The sequence below is a fragment of the Paenibacillus kribbensis genome (assembly GCF_001705305.1).
In the GTDB taxonomy this organism is placed as follows: Bacteria; Bacillota; Bacilli; order Paenibacillales; family Paenibacillaceae; genus Paenibacillus; species Paenibacillus kribbensis_B.
Genome location: NZ_MCBP01000003.1, coordinates 448,002 through 461,803, shown reverse-complemented (window position 1 = coordinate 461,803; position 13,802 = coordinate 448,002). Strand labels below are relative to the sequence as shown.

Below are 13,802 nucleotides of genomic sequence, written 5' to 3'. Positions count from 1 at the left end.
AAGACAGGAGATGGAGAAATGAAACTGTTTGCGATTGATATGGATGGAACACTTCTGAATGAGGAAGGAAAAATAAGTAGAGTAAACACCGAGGCTATACGCCAGGCACAGCAGCAAGGCGTTCAGGTGGCGATTGCTACTGGCAGAGCGTCTTATGATGCCTGGATCAAGCTAGAGGAAGCTGGACTTGCAGCCCCCGTCATTGGAGCAAACGGCGCGACCGTACACGATACACAACGCCGCCAGCTAACCTCTACACCCATGTACCGAGATGAAACCTTTGAAGTGTTGAACTGGCTGCGCGAAAACGATTTTTACTATGAGGTCATGACAGACCGCGCAATTTATTCTCCACAATACGGTCATCAATTGCTTGCCGTGGAAATGGACCGTCTGCTAAGCGCCAATCCTGATATTTCGCTGAACACTTTATTACACGCAGCCGAAAAGCAATATGAACAGACAGGGCTTATCCGCATCACCTCATACGAGGACATTCCACTGGATGTGGAGATTTATAACGTGCTCTGCTTCTCCTTTGATCAAGCCAAGCTGGATCGGGGGCGTGAGCGTTACCGAGGTTTTCACGATTTGAACATGGTTATCTCCTCAGACCGTAACTTTGAAGTCGAGCACAAAGATGCATCCAAAGGCAATGCATTGCGTTATCTGGCGAATCATCTGGGCATTCCCATGCAGGAGACCGTGGCGATCGGGGACAGCTATAACGATATTTCCATGCTGACGATGGCCGGAAAAGGCATCGCCATGGGCAATGCAAACGACGACATCAAGGCCGTCTGCTCCGAAGTGACCCTGACCAATGTGGAGGATGGCGTCGCTCATGCTCTGTTGAACATACTCAAAACCGTCGAGGCTGAAGCTGACATTGTAAACTGAAAATTCACATGTTTGTGCAGCACCATTTCGCCTAATCCGTTATTATATACATTTTCCAGTCCCGCTTATACAGATTTTTCCGATCATCGTATTTCAAAACGGATTATTGACAAAAAGGGATATATACAAAAAGGACACTCGCAAGCATCATTCCGATGCACACGAGCGTCCTTTTCTGTTACAAAAAACCTACGGAGAGAGAGGGATTCGAACCCTCGCACCGCTTTCGCAGCCTAACCCCTTAGCAGAGGGTCCCCTTATAGCCACTTGGGTACCTCTCCATGGCTCCCCGAACAGGACTCGAACCTGTGACAACTCGATTAACAGTCGAGTGCTCTACCAACTGAGCTATCAGGGAACATTGCTGTAAATATTCATACAGTATGGTTAATTTACCATGATTCAGGGGGTGCCGTCAAGTGCTAACAAACGGAGTTTACTTCCACATTTACCACAGCGGTAACGCTGTGGATTCATTTTACGCCTCCGCAAATATTCCTGCCCACAGGAAACGCACACCAGCTTGTAGCGATAAGGCTGCGGCTTTCGCTCCAATCTTCCCGGCAGGGTCTGACAATGCCTGCTTCCTCCTACACGGGCCAGCCATGCCTTGAAATCTGCATCCCGATGCCGGTAGCCCATTCCGCGCAGATGCAAATGATAGTGGCACAACTCATGCTTAATAATTTTTTCTACCTCAGAACGTCCGTAGGCTGCAAGCTGATGTGGATTAATTTCAATATGATGACTTTTCATAAAATACCGCCCACCTGTAGAAGACAGACGCGCATTGAAGCGGGCTTGATGCTGAAATGGCACACCGAAGCTTTCCATCGAAATATGCTCCACCCACTCCTGAAGCTCTTCATTACTCATGGACTTGGACTCCATCCTGGCCTTTCTCCCCCTTTGTCCCATACTGACAAGCATATTACAAAATAACGATCGAAGTCTAACCCCAATTCAGAAGCACACTTTAGGTACTCATCCCATATGCTAAGCAGACAAAAGTAACGTGGAGGAGGAGATTGGCTTGCCTCAATGGCTCAGCAACCAGCTCATGCGGGCCTTTTACAAAAAGGACCGTCGTCAAATCAAACTGTTGAACGATTGTTGGTTTTTTTATCATAAAGCCCCTGGCGTGGAGTTTGATGCCAACAATGGCTAAACGCAAAGGCATCAAAAATGAAAGCCGGAGTCTCCGATGCGGTTCGGAGATTCCGGCTTTTTTTTGAAGTATTATGCCTGCGATTGCGCCTCTGCTGGAGGTTTCATCGTCAGACCCACTCTGCCCTTTTTCAAATCGACATTCAACACCCATACCGTTACATTATCGCCAACAGATACGACATCCATCGGATGCTTCACGAAGCCGCTGCGCAGCTGCGAAATATGAACCAACCCGTCACTTTTAATGCCAATATCGACAAAGGCGCCAAAATCAATGACATTGCGGACGGTTCCCTGCAGCTCCATGCCAGGTGCCAAATCTTCGATCTTCAGCACATCCTTGCGGAATACCGGCAACGGCAGTTCATCACGCGGGTCACGCCCCGGACGCTGGAGACTCTCCAAAATATCGCGCAGCGTCGGGACACCAACCTCCAGCTTCGCAGCCAATTGCTCAATGCTGGAGATATTTAATGCCTGCCCCGCAGCCTTCGTACCCAAATCGTGGGCACTGATCCCCAGCTCAGCCAACAAGCGGTCAACCACAGCATACGATTCAGGGTGAATCGGCGTGCGGTCCAACGGATTTTCTCCACCCGGTATACGGATAAAGCCAATGGATTGCTCGTAGGTTTTTGCACCCAGACGCGGGACCTTTTGCAACTGACGACGATTGCTGAACTTACCGTTTTCCTCACGGTACTTGACGATGTTTTTGGCAATCGTCGCGTTAATTCCTGCTACATAGGACAACAGTGCCGGGGAAGCGGTGTTCACATCTACACCGACATGGTTAACGGCCGATTCTACAACATCCTTCAAGCTTTCATCCAGATGCTTCTGCGATACATCATGCTGGTATTGGCCTACCCCAATGGCTTTGGGCTCAATTTTGACCAGCTCAGCCAGCGGGTCTTGCACACGACGCGCGATAGAGGCCGCACTGCGCTCAGCCACGTCCAAATCTGGAAACTCCTCCTGTGCCAGCTTGGAGGCAGAATAGACGCTCGCGCCCGCTTCATTGACAATCAGGTATGCCAGGTTGCTGTCGCCAATCTCCGCGATGACTTCAGCTACGAACTGCTCTGTCTCGCGCGAAGCGGTTCCGTTACCAATGACGATCAGCTCAATGGCGTATTGGGCAATCAGCTGCTTGAACTTCTCGGCAGCCTCGCGCTTCTTATTGTTCGGCGGTGTCGGATAGGTCACCGCCACTTCCAGCAGCTTGCCCGTGTCGTCGACAACCGCCAGCTTGCAGCCTGTCCGGTATGCCGGATCGACACCAAGCACACGGCGGCCTTTGATCGGAGCCTGCAGCAGCAGGCTGCGCAGGTTGCCTGCAAAGATAGAGATGGCTTGCTGCTCGCCCTTCTCCGTCATTTCGGCGCGCACCTCACGCTCAATCGATGGCGCGATAAGTCTTTTATACGCATCCTCAATGACGCCGCGCAGCAGCTCCTCCACAACAGACGAGCCTTTAATCACTTGACCTGCCACGTAATTGTAAATCGAATCTGGCACGACCTCCAGTCCGACCTTAAGAATTGCTTCACGTTCCCCGCGGTTAATCGCCAGAATGCGATGAGGCGGCATTTTCTTAGCCAGCTCACGATAGCTGTAATAGTTCTCATACACAGACTCTTGCTCCGCATCCTTCGCTTCGGAGGTCAACATACCATGGTCGAGTGTATATCGACGTACCCATTGGCGAATCGTCGCATCGTCTGCCATATTTTCTGCTAAAATGTCCAAAGCTCCCTGAATAGCCGCTTCGGCGCTTTCGACTCCCAACTCTGCATTCACATAGGATTCGGCTTCTTTCAGAGCATCGCCCTGCTTCGGCTGGCTCCAGATCCAGATAGACAGCGGCTCTAATCCACGTTCCTTCGCCACACTCGCGCGGGTTTTGCGCTTTTGCCGATAAGGACGGTACAAATCCTCCACTTCCTGAAGCTTGACGGCAGAGGTGATAGCGGCTTGGAGTTCTTCTGTCAGCTTCCCCTGCTCCTCAATGATGCGGATGACCTCTACCTTGCGATCCTCCAGATTACGTAAATACAGCACACGGTCTTCAATTTCACGCAGCTGGTTTTCGTCCAGCTCTCCTGTCATTTCCTTACGATATCGCGCGATAAAAGGAATCGTATTTCCTTCATCCAGCAAGCTGATCGTTGTCCGGATTTGCTTGAGTGCCAGCGACAGCTCTCTCGCCACTTGTTTGACAATCCGCTCCTGGCGTTCTGCTTCGTTCGGCCCCTGTCCGATTTCCGTTTTCGTTTCCTCGTTAGACAAACCTATCCCTTCTTCCTTACAGCTCTTGTCATACACCATGTCTTTCATTATCACAAAAAAAGATTCAAAGCGCCAGCAGGGGACGTTAAAGCAAGGCCCTGCCTGCATTTTCATCGGACATGCAAAAGGACAGCGCCCAAGCGCTGCCCTTTTCCCGTTTCACTCGTCGTTCCAATATGCTAAAAATCAATCAAACCAAGACTGATTTGAAGCGAATCGCTCACTTTGCGCATGGTTTCTTCATCCAAATGGGTGATTTTGTCGGTAAGCCTTTGTTTGTCGATCGTCCGAATTTGCTCCAGAAGAACGACAGAATCGCGATCAAATCCATGCGTCGCCGCGTCGATTTCCACATGTGTGGGCAGCTTTGCCTTCTGAATCTGGGCGGTGATGGCTGCCACGATCACGGTAGGACTGAACCGATTGCCGATATCATTTTGAATGATCAGCACTGGTCTGACGCCACCTTGCTCGGAACCGACTACGGGTGAAAGGTCTGCAAAAAAAACGTCGCCGCGCTTTACGATCAATATGGATTACACCCCGCTAACTGTACGGCCCAAGGTGCTGTTTGCATCTTCCTCCGCGTGAAAGGCTTCGGATGCCATGGTCAAGTTAATTTTAGCCATTTCCATGTATCCACGCTGCATCGCTTCACGAATGTAACGTTTTTTACGTTCGCCTACATACAGCTTCATGGCCTGCCTAATAAATTCACTGCGATTGGAATTTTCCATAGCTACGATCCCGTCCACTTCCTGCAAGAGATGATCCGGCAAACTGATCATTATTCTTTTGGTGTTCTGCAAATTGGCCAACTTCTCTTCCACCCCCAAAACCTTGTCGCCATTGTACCATTATAACGTTATTCCCGGTAATTTATTCAAACGGAATATAAGAGAATGTATATGATATTCGTATATCATCTATGCTGCATTCCATTATAAACTACGCAGTTCGCTTTCGTACAGGCGTTTGATCCCCGAAATACAAGTGTCAGCGGAGCCTGGTGCGTTTTTTGACAGCTATAGCCCTCTTTTCTTTGCTTTGTACATATTTCGGGACGTTCTGCGAAAACTCCTGCTTTTCTCCGGTAATTTACGTTATGAAATTAATTCCAGCGGGTTGGAAGAAGCGAATTCACTCGAACAACAGGAACATTGCCACGTGTGTATACACGCGGTACCCTGTCTGCAATCATGCAGATCACCTCATAGTGGATCGTACCTAGCTTGGATGCCAGCTCATCCGCCGCAATCATTTCGCCGGACTGCTGACCGATGAGAACAACCTCTTCGCCGATTTGAATTTCTTCCGCATCCTCTGCGAAAGATTGTAAGGAAACCATACACTGGTCCATGCATATTGTACCGAGTACCGGGACGCGGCGACCGCGTATCAACACTTCGACCTTCCCACTCAGCATGCGGGAGTATCCATCCGCATAGCCGATCGGCAAGGTACCGATCCGCTCTTCCGTGGAGGTCACATACCGGGTGCCATAGCTAATCCCCCAGTCGGGAGGAAGCGTTTTGGCATAAACCACCGCCGTCTTCAATGACAGCACAGGCAACAGTTCGATAGCTTGCCGGTTCACCTCATCAGACGGATACAGTCCGTATATACTGATACCAATTCGTACCAAGTTAGGGGAAAGCGAAGGGGTATCAATGCTGGCCGCGCTGTTGCCCGTATGTATAATGGGAATGGTAATACCATGTTCCCTTAGCGCTTCAACCACGCCCCGAAACCGATCATATTGAAGCAGTGTATAGCTTTTGTCTTCTTCATCCGCGCGGGCAAAATGGGTGTACATGCCTTCCAGCTGCACTTGCTCTAACTGCTCGGCCTGCCGGACAAAGGCAATAGCCTTTTCTCCGGGTAGTAGCCCCAGTCTTCCCATGCCGCTGTCTATTTTGATGTGCACCTTCAGCTTGCGTTCGCTTCCTTTGCGATCCAATCGGCGGATACCCTCCAGCACTTCCTCACTGAACACCGTTAGTGAAATGTCATGCTCCCATGCCGCTTGTACAGCTTCTGGTGAGGTATAACCGAGTACAAGGATCGGAAGTCCAATCCCCGCATGACGAAGCTCCAAAGCCTCATCCAAAAAAGCGACGCTCAAATAATCCACACCCAGGCGTTCCAATTCCTTTGAAATTTCTACGGCACCGTGTCCGTAGGCATTAGCCTTGACACAGACCAGCAGCAGCTTGTCCGCTGGCAATGCCTTGCGAAAAGCTTCATAATTGGCGCCAAGGTGATCCAGGTTGATTTCGGCCCGGGTCGATCTGTATTGTGCTTGCAAAATCCAGTCACCTTCTTCAATTGTTAGCCTGTAACATAACCTTTTACCATTCGGAATGTTGCAAAGTCCTTACTTCTAAAGGTTAATGGTAATGTTCAGAAACGTGGCTGTCAATGGCAGGGGACATTTGCCAGCCTCCTCCAACAATCTCTGCAATGAACAGGACGTACAAGCGATGCACATCTTAGACTGCGAATGAACAAAAGACGGATACGGGCGGCAGCAGAGCATTTTACACTCTAGACCGTCTGCATCCGTCTTATAAGGTTTTATTTACCCGATTGATCCTGTATAGAAGCGGCAATTTGCATCATTTCGCTCACAGGCAGGTCAGCACTGGTGATTCGGAACTCGATTCCATCATTCATCCAGGTCAGGGTCTGCTGCTCACTGCCTGTCAGAACGGCAAAGCTTCCTCCAATATCAACCAGTTCACCTGCGGCCAGGGCGACCGCCCGATCTTTCGGACGTGCCTCCACAATCGTATAATTGTACGTTCCGCTATACCGCAACATCACCGCATGTGTACCAATTTCATCCAGCTCCGGCGTATCCTTGATTTGCACCCCGGCTGGCGTATAGGACGGTTCGATCAACCCGAACTCACCCATCATAGCTTCTGCAGCATCCGGGTCCGCCGATGTTCCGGCCGCTGCATCAGATGCTCCCGGACTTTGCTGCTGCTCCGTGCTGGCTGCTGTATCCGGTTTCGAGGTATCGCCTGTGGCAGCTCCGTCCACCTTCGCTTCCCCAGACGGCTGCTGAGTCGCATCTCCCGTTGTTCCCTGCTCTTGTCCGGCTTCGCTGGACTTCACGCCAGTCGCCCCATCGATTGCACCGCTAGGATCAAGCTGACCACTAGAATCCACTGCTCCGGAAGATGGCGCCCCTTCACTCTTCGTATTCGTTTTACCTGAAGCCATATTGCGCTCCATATCAAAAGAGTCCTTGTCGAACTTCGTATCAAACGCAAATTGATCGAATTTCAGATCAACGACGACCTTGGCGTTCGCATCAGAAACCTGTACCTGAGTGGGTGCATAGTTGCTTTTGGACAGCCATATTTTTTGTCTGACCAGCGCGTGGCTATTATAATTCGCCGCCACATCAAACACATAGGATTTATCATCGGTAGCCAGCTGACGTGAGGCATCTCCGATAATGCTGCGAACCAGCGTTTCATACAAATATACCTGGCCTTGGTTGTTCGGCCAGTCGCTTTTAAAGCGAAAGCTCTTGTTCAGGCTGGGCGTTAGTACAAATACACCCTCATCATTACGCAGTACGATCTGCGTAACATCTTTTTTCTCGTTCGTCATGGCAATTCGGTAATAGGACGGCTTGCGGTAGGAAATATCCACCTTGTATTCCTGTGGCGTGTCGCCGGTGTGCAGCGTCATCAAGGCTGTACCGTGGTAGCTGTTCAGGTCGCTCACCACGTCACTCAAATCTTTAACCACATCGTCCGCGCTCTTCTTGCCGCACCCGGCCAGCAGCAGCGTTACACACATGACCATGGCAAGCATCCATGAAATCCGGCGCATGTCATCAACCCCTTCAGCACATGTTTTAAATGAATTAGTACATGTCTATGAAGGACTTGTTCGATTTATGCAGACTGGCATGACAAGCTTGAGCGTATCTATTGCAGTATCTAATGTAGCAATGCTATAAAATCTTTTGAATACTTAAAACAAATTTATACAGGAAATAAACCGAAAAACCAATCAAAACCACACCAGCACTGATCGTAACCCACTTGATGGCAGTTCGATTCATGGCTTTGCGTGTTGTCGCTACAAGAGTCATCAAGCCTAAATCATGGATAAGAATACCCAATAGAATACCTAAGCCAACAATCAGGAATTGACTTGTATTTGACCGATCAAATGAACTTGCCAGCACCGTCCCAAAAACACTCACCCAAAACACTAAATTTCCTGGTGAAACGGCTACAAGCAGCCCATTTTTATAGGAAGAAAATAATGATTTTGTCTTTTTCTCTCCTTCCAGCGCAATATCATGATCCGCATTTTTAATACTGTCGTACCCCACGTAGCACAAAAATATGGCTCCAATGAGCCACATGATCACCTGTACAACAGGTAATGACAAGACCGAGGCCAAGCCAAAATATAAACCAATGATTAATAACAAATCGACGGTCATTCCCCCAAGGCCCACAATCCATCCATGCATGAATCCATTCTTTAGCCCTTGCTTCGTCATTTCAACCGTAATGGTACCTACAGGTAGTGCTATAGAGAAGCCAAGTAAAACATATGTAATAAACAATGCCATTTCCTAAACCCCTTTCAAATGTATAAAAAGGACATTCTATATCATAAAAAATGACAAATCAATAGATTTTTGAAGGCTGTACAAGCCAAAAATACATGAGGCTTATTTTGTACAAAATCGGATTCATTGACCAAGTTTGTCCATTGAGTATTGAGGGACCATCGCTTATTATTGCTTTTGTGATAATAATTCTCATTTACAAAATTCTGAATCACCCAATCATACGGAGGTTACTATGATCAACAAGAAAGCTACGATCAATAAGAAATCTACTCGACAATACACTGCTCTGATCTGCCTATTCTCTCTTATGGGGGCATTGCTGCTGGGATGCGGCGCATCTGACAATCAGACTGCAAACAGCAACACAACAGCACCCGTAGCAGGATCAGCAGCATCCACAAAGACTTCAGAAACAGCTTCAACACGCGCCTACACAGACTATATGGGACATACGGTGAACATACCCGTGGCTCCCCAGCGCATTGCTTACTTCGGAGAAAACTATGGGGACCTATTGGTTCTAGGCGTACAAGCTGTAGGTACATCGACTTCTACGATTGAAGGCAAGGTATATGAGAAACAGGTTCAGAATGTGTCGGACCTAGGGTTTCCCATTGATTTGGAAAAAGCATTGGCTCTACAGCCAGATCTGATCATTACAGGCAATACGGATGAAAAGCAATACACAGCGCTGACTAAAATTGCTCCTACGGTTATGTTCGATACCTTCGCTCCAATAAACGAACGCTTGCTACTTCTCGGAGACATTGTGAACAAGAAAAAGGCTGCTGAAGACTGGCTTGCCCAATATAAAATCAAGGAAGCGGAGATGTGGACCAAGCTTCACGAAAACGGTGTTAAGGCGGGAGAAACGGCTTCAGTCTTTACCTACTATCCCGGTGACCGCTTGTTCGTAATGGGACGAACAGGATTGTCACAAATTTTGTACGAAGAGAACGGACTCAAGCCGACAGCTCCTATTCAGAAAGCACTGGATGAAGACAAAGGATTCGTGCAAATATCGCAGGAAGTGATCGGACAATACGCTGGAGATCGGATTTTTATATTGAGTACTCCAAGTTCGGAAGCCCAGCAATCCACCGAACAGTTAATGAAAAGCAAGCTGTGGCTCCAGCTCCCTGCCGTCAAGCAAGGACATGTATATATACAGGACATTGGCAAAACTGAAAGTGATGCATCCACCCGAGAATGGCTACTGGAGGAATTGCCTAAGCTCATAAAATAATTTTAAAGAAGCTTATCGACACTTGTTGATAGGCTTCTTTTTTGTTGAAACGAAAGAAGGTATACTTAGATTCATATGATAACCATTCTCAATAAAAGGAGCGTTACACCGTGAATCTGTTCTCGTCGTCCTCATCCCCTCCTCCGTCCAACTCGCTGCTTTTTCATTTTAAGTGGATTGAGCTGGTTGGCGAGCCTGTAGCTCCCTCATGTCCAGTTCCAGCTCACTGCCTGCTTATGTTCATCGGCGGGACAGGTATGGTGGACATGGGACAAGAGCAGTATCTATTCCATACAGGTCATGGGTATTGGCTAACGCCAGGTGAATCCTATCGAATCGCTCCCATTGATGGAACGGTGTCCGAATACTATCGGATCACGTTCGAGGTCATTGCTATGCCATCGGAACCACCATCAGACGCAGCTTTGGGTGAACATACAACGGGCATACCATCCATATATAATGGACCTGTCCTGCCCAGACCACGTGAGCACATCGTTTCCTCTTCTTTTAAGCTCATTCAGTTGACCGAGCAATTATTCCATAGCGCCCAACAACCGATGCACCAGCATAACCCCATGTCCGCATTACAGCAGCAAATCATGTTTCAGGAGCTGCTCCTGCTGTGGCAGGAATCGCATGAACAGGCAAGGAATAGAGCCAGCTCTAATTCTGCATTGCCAGCATCCGTCGAAGGCACCATCACTTTTATGGAAAATCACTATGAAAAGCCTATCACCGTCAAGCAGCTTGCCGAGCAGGCGAACGTTTCCATATGGCAATACTCGCAAATGTTCCGAAAAATGACAGGCAAAAAGCCGCTGCATTACCTCACTGAGCTGCGCTTGAATCATGCCAAGCGGCTACTGCTGGAATGCAAACGGCCTTTACGTGAAATCGCCCGTCAGGTTGGTTTCTCTGACGAATATTATTTTAACCGACGCTTTAGGCAAATGACCGGGATTCCTCCGGGACAGTACGCGCTTAACATTTCCTGTTCCGTAGGCGTCAAGGATTGGACAGGCCACCATATTCATATTCCGCGCCGTCCAAGCCGCATCATCTATCACGGAGAGACGATGGGCGATCTGCTTGCGTTAGGGGCCAAAGCCGTTGGAGGAAGCCTGCGTCTCAGTAAATACAGTGTCTATAAGCATCGTCTGGGGAGCGTTGCCGATATCGGACTTCCGCTAGATACCCGTTTGACCAGCGCTCTCGAGCCTGATCTGATTATCCTTGCCAACTCGGATGAACAGGAATATGAGCGCATTGCCAACATCGCACCTACTGTCACCTTCAACTCCTTCGCCACGTTGGAGGAACGGCTGTGCACGCTTGGCGTCTGGCTCGGCAAGGAACGCGAGGCCGAACGATGGCTGTCTACCTTCGCTGCCCGTAATCTGGCGATGTGGCAGCAGCTTGGCACGGTAATCACAGCCGGGGAAACAGCCTCCGCCTTCATCTTCGACCATGGGCATCGGTTGTTTGTCATGGGCATGTCCGGTTTCTCATCGGCCCTCTACCACCCGCAGGGCTTTCAGCCTGTCGAGCCGATCCAAAAGGTGCTCGACGAGGGACACGGCTTCGTAGAAATTGAGCCGAACGAGTTGCCTGACTACGCCGGGGACCGCATATTTATGCTCGTCCCCACAGCTCCAGACTCCAGACGCACGCTGGAGCGCATGATCAACAGCTCTCTTTGGCGCAGCCTGCCTGCCGTGCGCCAAGGCAGGGTATACTTCGTAGATGCAGACCGCTGGAACTGGAGCGATGCCATGACCCGGCAAAAGCTGCTCACCACCCTGCCCAAGCTGCTTGGCGCGTCATTATAAGATGGTAGTATTTTTCATGAAAATACTACATTAAGCCCTGAATACTTCCATCCGCCTCCAGCGACATATGCTCGGCAGCCGGGGATTTAGGCAGTCCAGGCATCGTCATCGTATTGCCCGTCTCTACGACCACAAAGCCTGCGCCTGCGGATAAAGAAGCGCTGGACACGTGAATTGCAAAGCCCTCCGGGGCTCCCAGCAGAGACGGCTGATCTGAAAAAGAATAGGGTGTTTTGGCCATGCACACAGGCAGTTGTCCGAAGCCAAGCTGCTCCATACCGGACAACGCCCGTTTAGCCGCAGGGGTGTATACTACATCTGCCGCACCGTATAGCTCTTTCGCTATAATGCCAATTTTCGCTTGCAGGTCAAGCGCAGTATCATAGAGAGGTGCGAAGCTGGCTTTGTCCTCCTGCAGCAGACTTAACAGGCTTTGAGCCAAGCGTTCTCCCCCACGGCTTCCCTGTGCCCATACCTGTGACAGCTCGGCAGGTACACCCAGCCTGCGGCATTCCGCCAGAATCAGCTCCAGCTCGGCTTCATGATCTGTTACAAAATGGTTAATCGCTACCAGTACAGGCACGCCAAACTTTTGCAAATTCCGTATATGTCGGTTCATATTGGCCAAGCCAAGCTGTAATGACTCCAGATTTTCCGCATCCAGCTCGTTTTTGGAGACACCGCCGTTATATTTCAGTGCTTTCGCGGTGACGACCAATACAGCTGCGTCCGGCTGCAACCCGGACTGACGGCACTTGATGTCAAAAAACTTTTCTGCCCCCAGCTCAGCCCCGAACCCCGCCTCTGTGACGACGACCTCTCCCAGTTTCAACGCCAGCTTTGTACCGATCAGACTGCTGCATCCATGTGCAATATTGGCAAAAGGTCCACCATGCACAATAACGGGAGTTCCCTCCAACGTTTGCACCAGATTGGGCTTCAATGCTTCCCGAAGCAGCACAGCCATGCCTTCCACCGCGTGCAGCTCCTCTGCTGTTACCGCCTTACCCGCTTCGTTATAGGCAATCACCATCCGGCCCAATCGCACTTTAAGATCGTCCATATTTTCACTTAAGCATAGTACCGCCATGACTTCCGAGGCCGAGGTAATCAGAAAGCCGCTTTCTCTCACTGCTCCATTCCCCGTACCCAATCCGGTCACAATACTTCGCAAGCTCCGGTCATTCATATCTACAGCCCGTTTCCACACGATCCGTTCCGGCTTCAGCCGCAAAGCATTTCCATGAAACAAATGGTTATCAATCATCGCTGCCAGTAAATTATGTGCTGCCGAAATCGCATGTATATCACCTGTAAAATGCAGGTTAATGTCTTCCGCCGGAACAATCTGGGCCTTTCCTCCCCCGGTTGCTCCCCCTTTCATACCAAAGCAAGGTCCAAGGGACGGCTCGCGTAGTGCAGCAACGGTTTTGTGTCCAAGTGCATTCAGCGCCTGTGACAGCCCGATGGTTGTTAGCGTTTTTCCCTCTCCCGCCGGAGTAGGATTCATCGCCGTAACCAGCACCAGCTTCCCATTCGGACGATCCTTCAACTGCTCCCACAGAGACGGATTCAGCTTCGCTTTATATTTTCCATACGTCTCCAAATACTCTTCTTCAATTCCTGCTTCCTTGGCTACATCAATAATCCTCTTCATTGCTCGTTATGTACCCCCCGTTTTTAAATCAGATCTATGGTGTCAAATACTTTATATTCTATTTTACCAAAGTGTGCCGTTTATTGCGCTATG

At 49.5% G+C, this 13,802-nt stretch carries 12 protein-coding genes and 2 tRNA genes; 4 read left to right on the top strand and 10 right to left on the bottom strand.

Annotated features, from left to right (window positions below; genetic code table 11):
* The first annotated feature begins 18 nt into the window (after positions 1-18).
* On the top strand, positions 19-900 hold the full coding sequence (locus BAZ21_RS08035) for a Cof-type HAD-IIB family hydrolase (protein ID WP_068498790.1): 882 nt from the start codon (positions 19-21) through the stop codon (positions 898-900).
* A 192-nt stretch (positions 901-1,092) separates the two neighbouring features.
* Here BAZ21_RS08035 and BAZ21_RS08030 read toward each other — a convergent pair.
* The 3 genes from BAZ21_RS08030 to BAZ21_RS08020 all read right to left on the bottom strand — a co-directional run bounded on the left by BAZ21_RS08030 (position 1,093) and on the right by BAZ21_RS08020 (position 1,791).
* Positions 1,093-1,181, bottom strand: a tRNA-Ser gene (locus BAZ21_RS08030).
* A gap of 1 nt (position 1,182) precedes the next feature.
* Positions 1,183-1,258: transfer RNA gene (locus BAZ21_RS08025), tRNA-Asn, on the bottom strand.
* Positions 1,259-1,302: 44 nt separating this feature from the next.
* Positions 1,303-1,791 (bottom strand): SprT family protein, encoded by a 489-nt coding sequence (locus BAZ21_RS08020; RefSeq protein ID WP_068498788.1) that lies wholly within the window; start codon positions 1,789-1,791, stop codon positions 1,303-1,305.
* 142 nt (positions 1,792-1,933) lie between these two features.
* Here BAZ21_RS08020 and cmpA point away from each other — a divergent pair, with 142 nt between their 5' ends.
* The gene (gene cmpA, locus BAZ21_RS27735; RefSeq protein WP_007429337.1) at positions 1,934-2,068 is read left to right on the top strand and encodes a cortex morphogenetic protein CmpA; all 135 of its coding nucleotides are present in this window, start codon (positions 1,934-1,936) and stop codon (positions 2,066-2,068) included.
* A 71-nt stretch (positions 2,069-2,139) separates the two neighbouring features.
* Here the strand turns inward: cmpA and BAZ21_RS08015 are convergent, their stop codons facing one another.
* The 6 genes from BAZ21_RS08015 to BAZ21_RS07990 form a co-directional block, all read right to left on the bottom strand.
* A complete protein-coding gene (locus BAZ21_RS08015; RefSeq protein ID WP_176718119.1) occupies positions 2,140-4,362 on the bottom strand; it encodes a Tex family protein in 2,223 nt (740 codons plus the stop codon).
* A 179-nt stretch (positions 4,363-4,541) separates the two neighbouring features.
* Positions 4,542-4,892 (bottom strand): type II toxin-antitoxin system PemK/MazF family toxin, encoded by a 351-nt coding sequence (locus tag BAZ21_RS08010; protein WP_007429335.1) that lies wholly within the window; start codon positions 4,890-4,892, stop codon positions 4,542-4,544.
* A gap of 6 nt (positions 4,893-4,898) precedes the next feature.
* On the bottom strand, positions 4,899-5,180 hold the full coding sequence (locus BAZ21_RS08005; protein WP_007429334.1) for a CopG family ribbon-helix-helix protein: 282 nt from the start codon (positions 5,178-5,180) through the stop codon (positions 4,899-4,901).
* A gap of 293 nt (positions 5,181-5,473) precedes the next feature.
* Positions 5,474-6,670, bottom strand: a complete 1,197-nt coding sequence (alr, locus tag BAZ21_RS08000; protein ID WP_068498786.1) for an alanine racemase — start codon at positions 6,668-6,670, stop codon at positions 5,474-5,476.
* A gap of 269 nt (positions 6,671-6,939) precedes the next feature.
* Positions 6,940-8,214 carry a LolA family protein gene (locus BAZ21_RS07995; RefSeq protein WP_068498784.1) on the bottom strand — a complete coding sequence of 425 codons (1,275 nt, stop codon included), beginning with the start codon at positions 8,212-8,214 and terminating at the stop codon, positions 6,940-6,942.
* Positions 8,215-8,338: 124 nt separating this feature from the next.
* On the bottom strand, positions 8,339-8,971 hold the full coding sequence (locus BAZ21_RS07990; RefSeq protein WP_068498783.1) for a LysE family translocator: 633 nt from the start codon (positions 8,969-8,971) through the stop codon (positions 8,339-8,341).
* A gap of 235 nt (positions 8,972-9,206) precedes the next feature.
* On the opposite strand from BAZ21_RS07990, the gene BAZ21_RS07985 reads away from it, so the two are divergent.
* Both BAZ21_RS07985 and BAZ21_RS07980 read left to right on the top strand, forming a co-directional pair.
* On the top strand, positions 9,207-10,220 hold the full coding sequence (locus BAZ21_RS07985; RefSeq protein WP_068498781.1) for an ABC transporter substrate-binding protein: 1,014 nt from the start codon (positions 9,207-9,209) through the stop codon (positions 10,218-10,220).
* 110 nt (positions 10,221-10,330) lie between these two features.
* Positions 10,331-12,052 (top strand): AraC family transcriptional regulator, encoded by a 1,722-nt coding sequence (locus BAZ21_RS07980; protein WP_068498779.1) that lies wholly within the window; start codon positions 10,331-10,333, stop codon positions 12,050-12,052.
* A gap of 25 nt (positions 12,053-12,077) precedes the next feature.
* On the opposite strand, the gene BAZ21_RS07975 is transcribed toward BAZ21_RS07980, so the two are convergent.
* Entirely contained in the window at positions 12,078-13,709 is a 1,632-nt protein-coding gene (locus BAZ21_RS07975) for a formate--tetrahydrofolate ligase (protein WP_068498777.1), read from the bottom strand.
* Positions 13,710-13,802 lie beyond the last annotated feature (93 nt).

Coding starts and splice junctions, on each gene's coding strand:
- BAZ21_RS08035 (WP_068498790.1), top strand. CDS start 19: ATGAAACTGTTTGCGATTGATATGGATGGAACACTTCTGAATGAGGAA.
- BAZ21_RS08020 (WP_068498788.1), bottom strand. CDS start 1,791: ATGGAGTCCAAGTCCATGAGTAATGAAGAGCTTCAGGAGTGGGTGGAG.
- BAZ21_RS07995 (WP_068498784.1), bottom strand. CDS start 8,214: ATGCGCCGGATTTCATGGATGCTTGCCATGGTCATGTGTGTAACGCTG.
- BAZ21_RS07990 (WP_068498783.1), bottom strand. CDS start 8,971: ATGGCATTGTTTATTACATATGTTTTACTTGGCTTCTCTATAGCACTA.
- BAZ21_RS07985 (WP_068498781.1), top strand. CDS start 9,207: ATGATCAACAAGAAAGCTACGATCAATAAGAAATCTACTCGACAATAC.
- BAZ21_RS07975 (WP_068498777.1), bottom strand. CDS start 13,709: ATGAAGAGGATTATTGATGTAGCCAAGGAAGCAGGAATTGAAGAAGAG.